The organism is Allobosea sp. (assembly GCF_030695125.1).
In the GTDB taxonomy this organism is placed as follows: Bacteria; Pseudomonadota; Alphaproteobacteria; order Rhizobiales; family Beijerinckiaceae; genus Allobosea.
This window is the reverse complement of the sequence record NZ_JAUYTP010000076.1, coordinates 68,578-82,657: the sequence shown is the minus strand read 5'-3', so window position 1 is coordinate 82,657 and position 14,080 is coordinate 68,578. Positions and strand designations below refer to the sequence as shown.

Genomic DNA, 14,080 nt, shown 5'->3' with positions numbered 1-14,080 from the left:
CATTGACGATGATGGACTTGGCAAAGCGGCCATGACGAATCAGGTTCAAGAGCGACTGGTCGGCACTGATTTGCGCGAAATAGAGGTCACGCCCGAGATGATCGCGGCTGGCGTTTTCGCGCTGCACGAACACGTTTCGTTGGATTACCAAGCCCTGCCCAACGAAGATATTGTTTATAAGATATGGTTGGCGATGACAGAGGGTCTATCAGATCCTCGTCCTCGCCCATCATGTAAAACACTAAAGGGAAGAATGCGAAAGTAGTATCTTTAATAATTGAATTTAGCTTCCGCAATTCCGAAAGTTTAACATTTTCCGTCTTTTCAGTCTCTAATTCTCTCATGAATGCTTGAGGTTTAGTGATTTTTGTCTTCAGTGATCGCCTTCTGAGGCGGCTTCCTCGGAACCATTCTGAGTGGATGGCTTGGTTCCGTTTTGGTCGTAAATCGTTATCGACAAAGTCGAGAAGGAAAAGAACGTCGTCTAGCCAGTCATCATCGAATGACCGAATGAACGCGAGGCCCTTAGCCATTTGCAGACGGTCGCGGATGTCGGCATTGCCTACAATCACGTTTTTGATGTCACCGTCAGGCAGAGGGGTTAGTTGGGCTATCAAGTCTCCCACCACACGTTCTAGGACGGACCAGTCCATTGCCATACGGCCTAGCTCCAAGGCCGCGCGGTCTGCGATGGAAAGCGGTTTAGGAGTTGAGGCCATGAGCGGTTCCGAGGACGACCAGAAGCGAGACGAGGTGTTGAGGCGCATGCCGGCGACGCGCCGAAGCTGCATGAGGATAAGGTATCGAAGCGGAAAGACCCCCCCGGCGATAAGCCCGCCAAACCCGCAGCAACGAATCCCGGCCGTTGAGCCGGGCTTTCTCATGGAGAACAAGATGAAGTCGTGAAGCTCAAAATTCTTCGTTGTGTTTCCAATATGCTTGGCGTCCCGATTCAGGTTTACTCAAGTTTTTTACAACGGGCAAAAGCGAAAATATGGTCTGATCTTTGATAAGGCCGACTGCTGCGCCCCCTTCCCCGTTCATATTTAAGACAACCAAGCGGTCGCGCGATTTGCGCATGCCGGCAGCATTCCAGACACGCGCTGCAAAGCCTGATGAATTCTCTTTTGTCTGGACGATGTAAAACGAGGTGGTCTCTGACCACCAGTCGGGCGCACCCAAGCCGCTCTTTATGGCGGCGTTCAGTTTTTCGTAAATTGAATTGTAAGTCGTCTCGTCAGTCCATTCAATTTCAAACGTGACGATGAGCTTGTTCATGGGCCTCCCTTTCGCGTCTAGCGCAAGGAGCATGATCTCCGCAGCTCAACCTAGAGTCGAGTCAGCGCTTGCGCTTCCTCAACAGGCGCTTGACCTGTTGCTTGCGCGAGCGCGGCTTCACCGGCCCGCCGATAGGTCAGGCGCTTCCTCTCAGTGCCCTTCAATGTCAGGTCTCGCGATATGACAGGATGCCTAGGACGATAATCCGTCCATTTATTCCTAGGTTCCCAGTCCTGCCTGCATCTCCCGCCACCCGCCCCGGCGCCGTTGCGGCTTGCGTGCGGGCCGGCACCGGCTAAACAGCGGCGGGCAGGTCGATCCCTCTCGCGGTCGGCGCCTCCGCTGGGACTGTCGACCGCATGGCCGATCTCGCCACCATCGCCAATCTCGTCGCGCCCTTCTTCGGGCTGATCCTGCTCGGCTTCGTCATCGGCCGGTGGAAGCGCCTGCCGGAGGCGGGGCTGGTCTGGCTGCAGTTCTTCCTGATCTATGTCGCGCTGCCGCCGCTGTTCTACCGGCTGATCGCCGACAAGCCGGTGACGGAGCTCGCCAATGGCCGCTTCATCCTGGCGACGACGCTCTCGACCTTCCTGGTCTTCATGCTGTCGCTGGCGGTCGGCCTGCGGGCGACGCGGGGCGACCTGCCGCAGGCGGTGATGCAGGGCGTCGCCGGCTCCTATTCCAATATCGGCTATATGGGCCCGCCTCTGCTGCTGGCGGCGCTCGGGCCGGGCGCGAGCGCGCCGCTGGTGCTGATCTTCGTCTTCGACAGCCTGCTGCTGTTCTCGATCATCCCGTTCCTGATGGCGCTGGCCGGCGTCGAGAAGAAGAGCCCGCTCGAGACAGCCCGGCAGGTCGCCTGGCAGGTGGCGACGCATCCCTTCAACGTCGCGACGCTGCTCGGCATCCTCGCCAGCGCGACCCATTTCGAGCTGCCCTCGGTGCTCGACAAGATGACGCTGTGGCTCGCGCAGGCGGCCGCGCCCTGCGCGCTCTTCCTGCTCGGCGTCACCGTGGCGCTGCGGCCGATGAAGACGCTGCCTGCCGAAGTGCCGGTGCTGGTCGCGATCAAGCTCGTGCTGCACCCGCTGCTGATCTGGGTGCTGCTCTCGGCGATCGGCAATTTCCCCGACATCTGGATCTTCACCGGCGTGATCATGGCGGCGCTGCCGCCGGCGCTGAACATCTTCATGATCTCGACGCAGTACCGCGTCGGCATCGACCGCGCCTCGGCCTGCATCCTGATCGGCACCGTCGTCTCGATGGTGTCGCTGACGGGCTTCCTGTGGCTGGTGAAGACGGGCAGGATGGCGGCCGACCTCTTCCCCTGATCGCCCGGGGAGACGGCTCGCCGATCGACAGCCCTCATCCTGAGGAGCAAGCCGGAAGGCTTGCGTCTCGAAGGATGCTCCAGATGGTTCGGGAGCGTCCGGGACCATCCTTCGAGACGCCATTCCGTTCGGAATGGCTCCTCAGGATGAGGGCTCGAGGCCCCGCGAGACGTTTCCACCGAGCATCGCGATGCGCAGGACGCCGATGCTGCCGCTGGACGACCTCACGGTCCTCGATTTCTCCACCCTGCTGCCGGGGCCGATGGCGAGCCTGTTCCTGGCCGAGGCGGGGGCCCGCATCATCCGCATCGAGCGGCCGGGCGGGGAGGAGATGCGCCGCTTCCCACCGCGCTTCGGCGAAACCTCGGCGCCCTATGCCGTGCTCAACCGCGGCAAGGCGAGCGTCGAGATCGATCTGAAGGCGCGCGGCGCGCTGGCGCGGCTGACGCCGCTGATCGAGGCCGCCGACATCCTGATCGAGCAGTTCCGGCCCGGCGTGATGGAGCGGCTCGGCTTCGGTCATGAGGCGCTGTCGGCGATCAACCCGCGGCTGATCTACTGCTCGATCAGCGGCTACGGCCAGTTCGGTCCCCGGGCGCAGGAGGCCGGGCACGACATCAACTACCAGGCGGTCGGCGGGCTGCTCGGCCAGTCCCTGCGGGCGGGCGCACCGCCGCCGCTGCCGCCGCCTTTGGTCGCCGACATCGCCGGCGGCACGATGCCGGCCGTGCTGAACATCCTGCTGGCGCTGCGCCAGCGCGAGCGCAGCGGACAGGGCTGTCATCTCGACATCGCCATGACGGACGCCATGCCGGCCTTCGCCTGGTACGGGCTGGCGCAGGGCCAGGTGACGGTGCGTTATCCCGAAGGCGGTGAGGGGCTGCTGACGGGGGGAAGCCCGCGCTACGGCCTCTATGCGACGCAGGACGGCTGGTTCCTGGCCGTGGGCGCACTGGAGCCAAAGTTCTGGGAGATGTTCTGCGAGGCGATCGGGCTTTCGCCCGCCCTGCGCGACGACTGCACCGATCCAGAGGCCACGCGTGCCGGCATCGCGGCGATCATCGCCGGCCGGCCCGCCGGGCATTGGCGCGAGACGCTGGAGCCGCGCGATTGCTGCTGCACGGTGGTGCGGACGCTCGAGGAGGCGGTGGCCGATCCGCATCTGACGGCGCGCGGGCTGTTCGACACGCAGGCGCAGGAGCCCGGCGGGCGCCGGCTGGTCTCGACGCCGCTGCCGCTGGCGCCGGTGTTCCGCGAGCAGGCTGTGGCCTTGCGCGAGGTCGCGGCGAGCGGCGCGGATACGGAGCGGCTGCTGGGGTAAGGCGGGGCGCTACCGCGCCATCCCGCCTGCGAGGCCCTGCCGTATCACCAGGCGCCGCAACGGGCCGATGCGGGACAGCGCGAGAAGTCCGGCGCCGCGCAGCAGATCGGCCGGCATCAGATCGGTCAGCAGGGTCCGGTTCAGCGTGTCGACCGCGCCGGTGCGCAGGCGCACATCGGCCTGCCGCGCCCGGTCATAGGCTGAAACCGCTGCTGGGGCGCCGGGATCGGAGGTCTCGTCCACCGCATCGCGCAGCGCCATCACGTCGCGCAGGCCGAGATTGAGGCCCTGCGCGCCGATCGGCGGGAAGACATGGGCGGCCTCGCCGACGAGGACCATGCGGCCGGCGCCGAAACGCTCGACCGAGAGCCCGCCCATCGGCACGCGGCCGCGCGGCCCAGCGAGCCGCATCGCGCCCAGCAGGGAATGTGCCTGCCGCTCGACGCGGCGGGCGAAGGCGGCGTCGTCCAGCGCCGCGACCTCGTCGGCCTCGGCCGGATCGAGCAGCCAGACCAGCGAGGAGCGGCGGCCGGGCAGGGGGACGAGGGTGAAGGGGCCCTTGCGGGTGTGGAATTCGGTCGAGACGTCGCGATGGTCGCGGGCATGGGCGAAGATCGCGGTCAGTGCGCTCTGCGGATAATCCCAGTCGCGGGCGGTGATGCCGGCCGCCTCGCGCACCCGCGAGCGGCGCCCGTCGGCGCCGACGACGAGGCTCGCCCGCAGCGAAAACCCGTCTCCGGACACCACGACGCCGTCCTCGTCGGGCGCGATGCCGGCGACCAGCCCCGGCTCGTGCCGAATTGCAGGGGTCTCCCGGATCCTGGCCGCCAGCGTCGCGACCAGCTCGGCATTCTCGACATTCCAGCCGAAGGCGGGCAGCCCGACCTCCGAGGCGCGGAACTCGACAGGGGGCTGACGGAACAGGCTGCCGGTGTCGTCGACGAGCCGCATCACGGCCAGCGGCGCGGCCTTGTCGGCCAACGCGTCGTGCAGGCCGAGTTCGCCGAGCAGCCGCCAGGAGCCGTCGAGCAGCGCGACGGTGCGGCCGTCGCGATGGGTCGGAACAGGGCCGAGCAGGGCGATGCGGCGGCCGCCTTCGGCCAGCGCGAGCGCGGCCGCGAGCCCGACGGCGCCGGCCCCGACGATGGCGATGTCGACCTGGTCCATGCGCGGTATCGTCATGCCACTCTGGTTACGCCAGCCGGGCGGAATTGGCCACGGGGCGGGGCGTCGCAGGATCGCAGGGACGTGATGCGCCGGCCGCACCGCGGCCCCGTTGCGCAGCCGCGCCAAGGCCTTATGGTCCTGTCCCAACATTCAGGGAGATGACGACATGGTCAAGGCGATCCGCATCCACAAGACCGGCGGGCCCGAGGTGCTGCAGCTCGAGGACATCACGCTGCCGGCGCCGGGTCCGGGCGAGCTGCTGGTGCGCAACCGGGCGATCGGCCTGAACTTCATCGACACCTATTTCCGCACGGGGCTGTATCCCGCCCCGCATCTGCCCTTCGTGCCGGGCAACGAGGCGGCGGGCGAGGTTCTGGAGGTCGGGCCCAACGTCACCGAGTTCAAGCCGGGCGACCGCGTCGCCTATGTCGCGACGCTCGGCTCCTATGCCGAGGAGCGCATCGTCGCGGTGAATTCGACGGTCGCGCTGCCGGAGGCGGTCTCCTTCGAGGCCGCCGCCAGCATGATGCTGAAGGGCATGACGGCGGAGTATCTGCTGCACCGGACCTACAAGGTGAAGGCGGGCGACACGATCCTCGTTCATGCCGCGGCCGGCGGCACGGGCCTGATTCTGTGCCAATGGGGCAAGGCGCTGGGCGCGACCGTGATCGGCACCGTCGGCTCCAAGGAGAAGGGCGAGCTCGCCAAGGCGCATGGCGCCGACCATGTCATCCTCTACCGCGAGGAGGATTTCGTCGCCCGCGTGAAGGAGATCACCGGCGGCAAGCTCTGCGCCGTGGTCTATGACGGCGTCGGCAAGGACACGTTCCTGCCCTCGCTCGACTGCCTTCAGCCCTTCGGCGTGCTGGCGAGCTTCGGCAATGCGTCGGGCGCGGTCGAGCCGTTCAATCTCGGCCTGCTCGGCCCCAAGGGGTCGCTCTATGTGACGCGGCCGACGCTGTTCACCCATATCGCCAAGCGCGAGACCATGGTCGAGATGGCGAAGAACCTGTTCGGCGCGGTAGCTTCGGGCAAGGTCGTGGTGCCCGTCAACGCCCGCTTCGCGCTGGCTGATGCCGCAAACGCCCATCGCGCGCTGGAGAGTCGCGGCACGACGGGCTCGACGGTGCTGATACCCTGAGGTCTGGCCGTGATCGATGCGCCTGCACCCGACGCTGCGCCGGAGCCGGCGCAGGCGCTGACCCCGGCGAACCAGAACCCTTGGTATGTGCTGGCGACACTGCATGGCGAGCAGCCGGACAGGGCTACGCCCTGGGCGTTTGATGAGCAAGTCCACGCCAAGAACAGGCTGACATGGAACAGATGGGCGGCAAGCACGCTCAGAAGAGATCAGTTGGAGGCGGCGCGAGCGCAACGTGCCGGGCTCCATCAAGAAATTACCGTCGATGAAGAGCTGACGCCATTTTCCATTCACGATATGGCAGGGCTGGAGGATCTGTGGCGAAGTGAGTGGAAACGAAGAAACCCTTTTAGCACTCCGATCGAAATACCTGATTCATGTGATACAATTTCTCTTGAGCGGGTAATTTTCGAGCGTCTCGCTGTCTTTAGTGGCTTCATGTTTTCTGCGGATGCTTGGTTTCAAGAGGCGAAATTCGTTAGTGATTCTTTATTTGATGATGCCGTTTTTTTTGGCGAGGCAGCGTTCGAGAATGCAATTTTCAGTGGCTCCGTTAGACTTAACCAAGCTTATTTCTTGCAGAATGCTCGATTTAATGGGATAGTGGTTTCTGGTCATACTTCATTTAGTGCGTCTAAGTTCTATGATGAGGCAAAGTTTCACGGCTCAAAATTTCTGGGCGGGATGACTTTTTCTAATTCAATACTATTTAAGTCAGCTTCATTTGCTGGATCTGTTTTTGATAGGTCAGTCAATTTTGTTAATGTCAGATTTTCTAATGAAGTTTACTTTATGAATTCTAAATTTTCTGGACTTGCTGAATTCGGCGGTTCTAGTTTTTCTGATCATGCGAATTTTTCAGATTCTATTTTTTCTGGTCGCGCTGATTTTGAGGGCGCTAGTCTTGCCGACGCTACGTTCAGCAAAGCTAAGTTCGGTGCAGCGAGCTTCCAACAGGCCCGCTTCTTTGGCGAAGCCGTCTTCGATAACGCAACGTTTGTTTGGGGAACGACATTTGCCAAGGCATCCTTCTCAAAGCGTTCGAGTTTTTTGCGTGCAGTGTACTCCAGCGACGCAATCTTCGACGGCGTAACGTTTTTCGGCTCCGCATCGTTTGACAAAGTCTCCCTCTCCGGGACCGCAGGTTTCCAAAACGCAGCATTTGCCGCGCGTGTTGGATTTGAGGATGCCAAACTGCAATCTGCTACAAACTTTGCTGGTGTGCGGTTTACCCGGGACCCGCCCCGGTTTCATGGCGCGTCGCTACATGAGGGCACGCAGTGGCATGGCGCTCTATGGCCGCCGACTCCGGATGACACTGAGCAGGCTCAACAGCATGTCTATTCCTATGAGCGGCTCAAGCAGGAGATGGAGCGGCTCAAGAAGCATGACGACGAACTACAGTTTTTCGAGCGTGAGATGCGCAGCCGCCGCATCGTCGAGGGCAAGCGCTCGGCCGCCGGGCTACTGAACCTCGCCTATGATTGTCTCAGTGGCTATGGCCGCTCGATCTTGCGGCCTATGCTCGGGCTCGTTGCGACATTTTTGTTGGGCATTCTGGTTATGGTCAACACGGTCGGCTGGCCGCGCAAGTGCTGGTATTGCCCCACGAGCGTCGTGAGCGAAAGCGCCTGGAACGCTGTCAAGCAGGCCGCCCTGCTCAGCTTCGCCAACATGCTGGCACCGCTGAACGTCCGGAAAGATTTCTTCGATGCGGACATGTTGGCTGGACTTCCTGGTTGGCTGAAGATGTTCGCCGGCCTGCAAACCCTACTCGCGCTCGCCTTCGCCTTCCTCATTGGTCTCGCCCTGCGCAACCGCTTCAGGTTGCGTTGAGGTCTCACGGAACCACCACCGTCATCCTGGACAAGCTGCGCAGCAGCGCCGCTCCGGGATTCATCGTAAGGCTCCGCAGCCCTCCGATGGATCCCGGGGGCAAGCCCGGGATGACGGCTTGTTCCCGAGATTACTCATGAGGCTCTCGGACGCGCCCATCGGCGGCAATCTCGCCCAAATCGCTTGCTACGAGGATCGATCAGCTCGGCAGGCGCCGGGCGGGATGGATCGGGCAGGGGTCGCAGACGGGATGAAACGGGTGGTGCTCGGCTTCGGGCTCGGGCTGTCGCTGGCGGCGGCCGGGTCGCTCGTGCTGCCGCAGGGCGTGCAGCACTGGCGCGAGGTCGCGGCGGCGGAGGATCCGGCAACGCTCAGCGATCTGCGCTTGGCGGTGGCGCTGTCGGCTACCCGGATCGACGCCGAGATCGACGCAGCGCTGGCCGCGCGCGACACGGAACTCGCCGATAGCTTTCTCGCGCTGGCGGCCGAGCGCGGTCTGGCGGTCTCGGCAGAGCGGCGGCAGCGTCTGCAGGCGCTGAAGGACGGCGCCATGATCCAGGCCGTCAGCGATTTCGGCCAGGGTTTCATCGCCGGTGATCGCGAGAGCGGCGCGGCCTTCGCGGGCGCGCTCGTCGGCGACGTCACGGGCTATGGCGATCTGCGCGATCTTGCCGTCGAGGGCCGCAAATGGCTCGGCGGGGAGGGGGCTGACGGCACCGTGCTCGCCATCGCCGCGGCGGGGCTCGCGATCAGCGCCGCGACCTGGGTCAGCCTCGGCGGCGCGCTGCCGGCCCGCAACGGCCTGAGCGCGGTCAAGGCGGCGAGCAAGGCGAAGATTCTGTCGCCCGCTCTGACCGCAAACCTGACGCGGGCCGCAGTCGGCGCGATCGATCGCCCGTCCCTGAATGCGAGCCTGGCGGCGGCGTCCCGCCTCGACCTCGTGGCCGTGCGGGTCGCGGCCGGCGGCATCGTCAAGCCGGCGGCGATGGCGCGCTTCGCCGCGCTCGGCCAGGATGCCGGCGCGGTCTATGCGCGCACCGGTTCGCGGGGGCTGCGGCAGGTGCTCGCGGTCGCGGAGGATTCGGGCGACATCGGCAAGGCGGCGAAGCTCGGCGCGGCCAAGGGCACGACGACGCGGGCGATCCTGAAGGTTCTGGGGCGCGGGGCGCTGGTGCTGGGCGCGCTCAGCCTCAGCGCGGTCGGCTGGATGCTGGCTCTGATCGGCTATGCGATCGCGCTCGCCATGCTGGCGCAGCGTTTCGGCTGGTGGCTGGGGCGGCGGCTTCGGCCGCGCCGCACTGCCCTGTCACCGGCGATGTGAACCTGCGGGCGCGCCGCCGCGACGAAGGAGGGTCAGCAGAACGCTGATGCTCATTCGGGTGACGCCCATGTCCCGCGCCCTTCGCCTCTGCGGTTTCTTCCTCGCCTCGCTCACCATCGCGACGGTTGCGCTCGCGCAGCAGAACGGCCGCCAGGGTCGCGTCACGCTGCCGGCCGGGGCGCCCGGCCTGACGCTGGCGATCGCCGCCGAGGACAAGGCGCGCCTGACGCGTCCCTCCGAGCCGCGGCGGGCGCGAACGGACTGCCCGAGCGAGAGCTGCGACACGCCGCCGAAGACGGGTGGCGCCGCCGATGCCGGAGCGACGTCGGTGGACGGCTGTAGGGCGGCGCCGGCAGCTCTGGACCGCAACGGCCGCGTCATTCGCCGGATCTGCCGGCCGTCCTGAGCCTCAGACCGCGACGCCGTGCAGGTCGTAGGCGTCGGCGCGCTCGATCTTGACCGAGACGATGTCGCCCGGGCGCAGCGGCCGGCGGCTGGAGACATAGACGCTGCCGTCGATCTCGGGAGCATCCCATTTCGAGCGGCCCTTGGCCACAGTCGGGCCGGCCTCGTCGATGATCACCTGGATGCGCTTGCCAACGCGATTCCTGACGATGCGCGTCGAGATCTCGGCTTGCGCCTTCATGAAGCGGTGCCAGCGCGCCTCCTTCTCCTCCTCGGGGACGAGGGGAAGCCCAAGGTCGTTGGCGGGCGCGCCCTTCACCGGCTCGTATTTGAAGGCGCCGACGCGCTCGAGCTTCGCCTCCTTCAACCAGTCGAGCAGGAACTGGAAGTCTTCTTCCGTCTCGCCGGGGAAGCCGACGATGAAGGTCGAGCGGATGGCGAGGTCGGGGCAGATGTCGCGCCATTTGCGCAGACGATCGAGCGTGCGGTCCTGGTGAGCCGGGCGCTTCATCGCCTTGAGAACATTGGGAGACGCGTGCTGGAAGGGGATGTCGAGATAGGGCAGGATCAGCCCCTCCTGCATCAGCGGGATGACCTCGTCGACATGCGGGTAGGGGTAGACATAGTGCATCCGCACCCAGACCCCCATCTGGCCGAGCTCGCGGGAAAGTTCGAAGAAGCGGGTGCGCACCTCGCGGTCCTGCCACATCGAAGGCTGGTACTTGATGTCGAGGCCATAAGCGCTGGTGTCCTGCGAGATGACAAGCAGTTCCTTGACGCCGGCCTTCACCAGCTTTTCGGCCTCGCGCAGCACCTCGCCGATCGGCCGCGAGACGAGATCGCCGCGCAGCTTCGGGATGATGCAGAAGCTGCAGCGGTTGTTGCAGCCCTCGGAAATCTTCAGATAGGCGTAGTGGCGCGGCGTGAGCTTGATGCCCTGGTCAGGCACGAGATCGACGAAGGGGTCGTGACGCGGCGGCAGGGCCTGGTGGACGGCCGAGACGACGCTCTCATAGGCCTGTGGGCCGGTGATCGCGAGCAGGTTGGGGAAGCGGTCGCGGATCTGCTCGGGCTCGGCGCCCATGCAGCCGGTGACGATGACCTTGCCGTTCTCCGCCATGGCGGTGCCGATCGCCTCGAGCGATTCGGCCTTGGCCGAGTCGAGGAAGCCGCAGGTGTTGACGATGACGAGGTCGGAGCCCGCATGGCTCTTGGTCAGCTCATAGCCTTCCGAGCGCAGCGAGGTGATGATCCGCTCGGAATCCACCAGCGCCTTGGGGCAACCCAGCGAAACGAAAGAAATCTTCGGCGCGACGGCGTTCATCGGCGGCAAACTCGACAGCTCTGAGAGGAGGCGGCACGGCCCGAGGCTCGCGCGCGCTTCCTTTGAACGGTTTCAGGCTGTTTGGCAAATCCGGGCCGGTCGTTGCGGCTCATCCTGCGCCGGTCGCCACCGGGCGTTCCGGATCCTGCGTCCAGTCGGTCATCGAGCCGTCATAGAGCGCGACCTCCTCGCGGCCGAGCAGTTCCGCCATCACGAACCAGTTGAGTGCAGCGGTGTGGCCGGTGTTGCAGTAGGAGATGGCCGGACCCTTGGGGAGGCCGGCGAACAGCGCCGCCAGTTCGCCCTGCGGCTTCAGACGCCCGGTCGCGGCATCGAAGGCCTGCGTGTAGTCGCGCGAGACCGCACCGGGGATATGGCCGGCGCGCATCGCCTCCGGCGCCTTCTCGCGGCCCTCGAAATAGCTGGTGGAGCGGGCGTCGACGAGGGTGGCGAGCTGGCTGCGCGAGGCGACCAGCGTCGCGTCGGCCGTGCTGCGCAGTTGCGGCTGCATCACGACCGGGTAGGGGGGCGCGGCACGATCGGGCGAAGGGCCGGCCTCGACCGGACGCGCGCCATCGGCGGCCCAGGCCGCGAAGCCGCCGTCGAGGATCGCCTGCTGGCCGTGGCCGATCGTCTTGAGGGTCCAGTAGACGCGGGCGGCGGCGGCGAAATCGGTCGCGCTGACGCCGGCGGGGACGATGACGGCGTCGTCATGCGGCTTGATCCCGAGCCGGCCGACCAGCGCCGCGAGATGATCGAGCGGCGGCAGCAGGCCCGGCGCGTTGCCGATCTTGGCGCGCCAGCCATCGGCGACATAATCGGTGTGGACCGCACCGGGGATATGGCCGGCCTCGTAGGCGGCCTTGCCGCCGCCGTCGATGGACGAGCGGATGTCGAGGATGACGAGGGTGGGATCGGAAAGCCGGGCCAGAACGGCCTCGGGGGCGATCAGTCCGGAAAGGGCGGTTGGGTTCATTCGGCGGCCTGTTTCAGTTCATCGACGATCTCGATGGCATAGGTGAAGGCGGCGGTGGCGCCGAGCATGATCGAGGCCGAGCAGTATTTTTCCTTCGACAGGCCGACCGCACGCTCGACCTTGGCTGGCGAAAGCCCCGGCCCGCTGATGCGATAGGCGAGGTGAATCTGGGTGAAGACCTTCGGGTCTTCGGTCGCGCGCTGCGCCTCGACCTCGACCTCGCAGCCGGTGACCGGCTCGCGGCCCTTTTTGAGGATCTGCACGACATCGAAGCCGGTGCAGCCAGCGAGACCGATCAGCAGCATCTCCATCGGCCGGATGCCGAGATTGCGCCCGCCATATTCAGGCGCGCCGTCCATGATCACGGCATGGCCGCTGCCGGCCTCGCCCATGAAGGCCATGCCTTCGATCCATTTCGCGCGTGCTTTCATGACTCGTCTCCGGCTGCGGGGTGAAGGTCTGGCATAGTCGCCCGGACGGAAATGAGGCGAGCCCATGGGCAGGCCGCGGCCATTCAGGCCCGGCGGCGATCCGCGAGGGCGGCGGCGTCGACCTGCGCGGCGGCGAGGGCATGGCCGACCATGACGAGGACAGGCCCGCCCCTGGGCAGTTCGTGCAGCCGCTCGGGCAAGGTCGCGATGGTCGCCGTGACCCGCGCCTCGTCGGGGCGCGTCGCCGATTGCACCGCGATCGCAGGCGTGTCGGGATCGAGCCCTGCGGCGATGGCGCGGTCGCGGAAACCCGCGAGCGTCGCGCGCGCCATGTAGATCACCGTCGTGGCATGGGGATCGGCCATCGCCCGCCAGTCGAGGTCCTCCGGCAGATCGCCGCTGCGGGCATGGCCGGTGACGAATTGCAGGCGGCGGGCATGGTCGCGATGCGTGAGCGAGACGCCGAGCGCCGCCGCTGCGCCCTGCGCCGCCGAGATGCCCGGCACGATGGTCACCGGCAGGCCCGCGGCCTGGCAGGCCTCGATCTCCTCGCCGGCGCGGCCGAAGATGCCGGGGTCGCCGCCTTTCAGCCGCACGACATGCTTGCCCTGGCCGGCGAGCGAGACGATCAGCGCGTTGATGTCGCTCTGCTTGACCGAGGGGCCATAGCCGGTCTTGCCGACCATCATGCGCTTGGCCTCGCGGCGCGCCAGTTCGAGCACGTCGGGCGAGACGAGATCGTCATAGAGGATGATGTCGGCGCTCTGCAGCGCGCGGATCGCCTTCAGCGTCAGCAGATCGGGATCGCCGGGGCCGGCGCCGACGAGGCTGACCCGGCCGCTGCCGCTCTCCGGCTGGCCCTCGATCCGCGCCAGCGCGGCAAACAGCGCGGTCCGGTCGCTCTCGTCGGGCGCCCGCTCGGCTGCGGTCATCGCCTTGTCGGTGAAGAGTTCCCAGAAGGCGCGGCGCAGCGCGAAGGGCAGGGCGCGCGCCTGCACGGCGGGGCGCCAGTCCTTTGCCGCCTGCGCCCAGGCCTTGAGCGTGGCCGGCAGCAGCGTCTCGATCCGCGCGCGGATCGCCTGGCCGAAGACGGGCGCGGCGCCATCCGTCGAAATCGCCACGATCAAAGGCGAGCGGTTGACCAGGGTGCCGAAGGAAAAATCGCAGAAATCCGGCTTGTCGACGACGTTGACCGGCACGCCGGCCTGACGCGCCGCGGCGACGAAGGCGGCGATCTCGGCCTCGTGTTCTATATCGCCGATCGCGAGCACCGCATCCTGCAGATCGGCCGCCTGCCAGGTCCTGGCATGGACCACGGCGCGCCCGCCCGGCGGATCGGCGGCGAGCGCCGCAAACGACTCCGCGGCCTCGCCGGCGAAGATGTGGACCACGGCGCCGGTGGCGGCCAGTAGCTCGGCTTTCCAGAGCGCGCCTTCGCCGGCGCCGGCGAGCACCACCTTGCGTCCCGCCAGCCTGTGGAACAGCGGCAGGGTCGCGAGCGGCTCGATGCGGCGACCGCTGCTGATCTCGGGGCGTCTGGGCTTCATCG

13 protein-coding genes are annotated in these 14,080 nt (G+C 66.0%); 6 read left to right on the top strand and 7 right to left on the bottom strand.

From position 1 onward, the window contains the following. Positions 1–86: 86 nt before the first annotated feature. On the bottom strand, positions 87–767 hold the full coding sequence (locus Q8S38_RS23250; RefSeq protein ID WP_305682710.1) for a hypothetical protein: 681 nt from the start codon (positions 765–767) through the stop codon (positions 87–89). A gap of 142 nt (positions 768–909) precedes the next feature. Beyond that, positions 910–1,278: a hypothetical protein gene (locus Q8S38_RS23245; protein ID WP_305682709.1), complete on the bottom strand. Its 369-nt coding sequence runs from the start codon at positions 1,276–1,278 to the stop codon at positions 910–912. 359 nt (positions 1,279–1,637) lie between these two features. On the opposite strand from Q8S38_RS23245, the gene Q8S38_RS23240 reads away from it, so the two are divergent. Together Q8S38_RS23240 and Q8S38_RS23235 are read left to right on the top strand one after the other, a co-directional pair. Beyond that, positions 1,638–2,609 carry an AEC family transporter gene (locus tag Q8S38_RS23240; RefSeq protein ID WP_305682708.1) on the top strand — a complete coding sequence of 324 codons (972 nt, stop codon included), beginning with the start codon at positions 1,638–1,640 and terminating at the stop codon, positions 2,607–2,609. 190 nt (positions 2,610–2,799) lie between these two features. Continuing rightward, complete coding sequence (locus tag Q8S38_RS23235) at positions 2,800–3,930, top strand: CaiB/BaiF CoA transferase family protein (protein WP_305682707.1); 1,131 nt, start codon at positions 2,800–2,802, stop codon at positions 3,928–3,930. Positions 3,931–3,939: 9 nt separating this feature from the next. Here Q8S38_RS23235 and Q8S38_RS23230 read toward each other — a convergent pair whose 3' ends face one another. Beyond that, the gene (locus Q8S38_RS23230) at positions 3,940–5,097 is read right to left on the bottom strand and encodes a UbiH/UbiF family hydroxylase (protein ID WP_305682706.1); all 1,158 of its coding nucleotides are present in this window, start codon (positions 5,095–5,097) and stop codon (positions 3,940–3,942) included. Between the two features lie 166 nt (positions 5,098–5,263). On the opposite strand from Q8S38_RS23230, the gene Q8S38_RS23225 reads away from it, so the two are divergent. The 4 genes from Q8S38_RS23225 to Q8S38_RS23210 all read left to right on the top strand — a co-directional run bounded on the left by Q8S38_RS23225 (position 5,264) and on the right by Q8S38_RS23210 (position 9,801). Then, positions 5,264–6,238 carry a quinone oxidoreductase family protein gene (locus Q8S38_RS23225; protein WP_305682705.1) on the top strand — a complete coding sequence of 325 codons (975 nt, stop codon included), beginning with the start codon at positions 5,264–5,266 and terminating at the stop codon, positions 6,236–6,238. A gap of 9 nt (positions 6,239–6,247) precedes the next feature. Beyond that, on the top strand, positions 6,248–8,074 hold the full coding sequence (locus Q8S38_RS23220) for a pentapeptide repeat-containing protein (protein ID WP_305682704.1): 1,827 nt from the start codon (positions 6,248–6,250) through the stop codon (positions 8,072–8,074). A gap of 250 nt (positions 8,075–8,324) precedes the next feature. Next, positions 8,325–9,395 carry a hypothetical protein gene (locus Q8S38_RS23215; RefSeq protein ID WP_305682703.1) on the top strand — a complete coding sequence of 357 codons (1,071 nt, stop codon included), beginning with the start codon at positions 8,325–8,327 and terminating at the stop codon, positions 9,393–9,395. Positions 9,396–9,462: 67 nt separating this feature from the next. Beyond that, positions 9,463–9,801 (top strand): hypothetical protein, encoded by a 339-nt coding sequence (locus Q8S38_RS23210; protein WP_305682702.1) that lies wholly within the window; start codon positions 9,463–9,465, stop codon positions 9,799–9,801. A gap of 3 nt (positions 9,802–9,804) precedes the next feature. Here Q8S38_RS23210 and rimO read toward each other — a convergent pair whose 3' ends face one another. The 4 genes from rimO to cysG all read right to left on the bottom strand — a co-directional run bounded on the left by rimO (position 9,805) and on the right by cysG (position 14,078). Continuing rightward, a complete protein-coding gene (gene rimO / locus Q8S38_RS23205) occupies positions 9,805–11,124 on the bottom strand; it encodes a 30S ribosomal protein S12 methylthiotransferase RimO (RefSeq protein ID WP_305682701.1) in 1,320 nt (439 codons plus the stop codon). 109 nt (positions 11,125–11,233) lie between these two features. After that, positions 11,234–12,100 carry a sulfurtransferase gene (locus Q8S38_RS23200; protein WP_305682700.1) on the bottom strand — a complete coding sequence of 289 codons (867 nt, stop codon included), beginning with the start codon at positions 12,098–12,100 and terminating at the stop codon, positions 11,234–11,236. After that, positions 12,097–12,531, bottom strand: coding sequence for an OsmC family protein (locus tag Q8S38_RS23195; protein ID WP_305682699.1), 435 nt, complete (start codon positions 12,529–12,531; stop codon positions 12,097–12,099). The genes Q8S38_RS23200 and Q8S38_RS23195 overlap by 4 nt, the downstream gene beginning before the upstream one ends. Positions 12,532–12,614: 83 nt before the next feature. Continuing rightward, positions 12,615–14,078: a siroheme synthase CysG gene (cysG, locus tag Q8S38_RS23190; RefSeq protein ID WP_305682698.1), complete on the bottom strand. Its 1,464-nt coding sequence runs from the start codon at positions 14,076–14,078 to the stop codon at positions 12,615–12,617. Between the last annotated feature and the right edge of the window lie 2 nt (positions 14,079–14,080).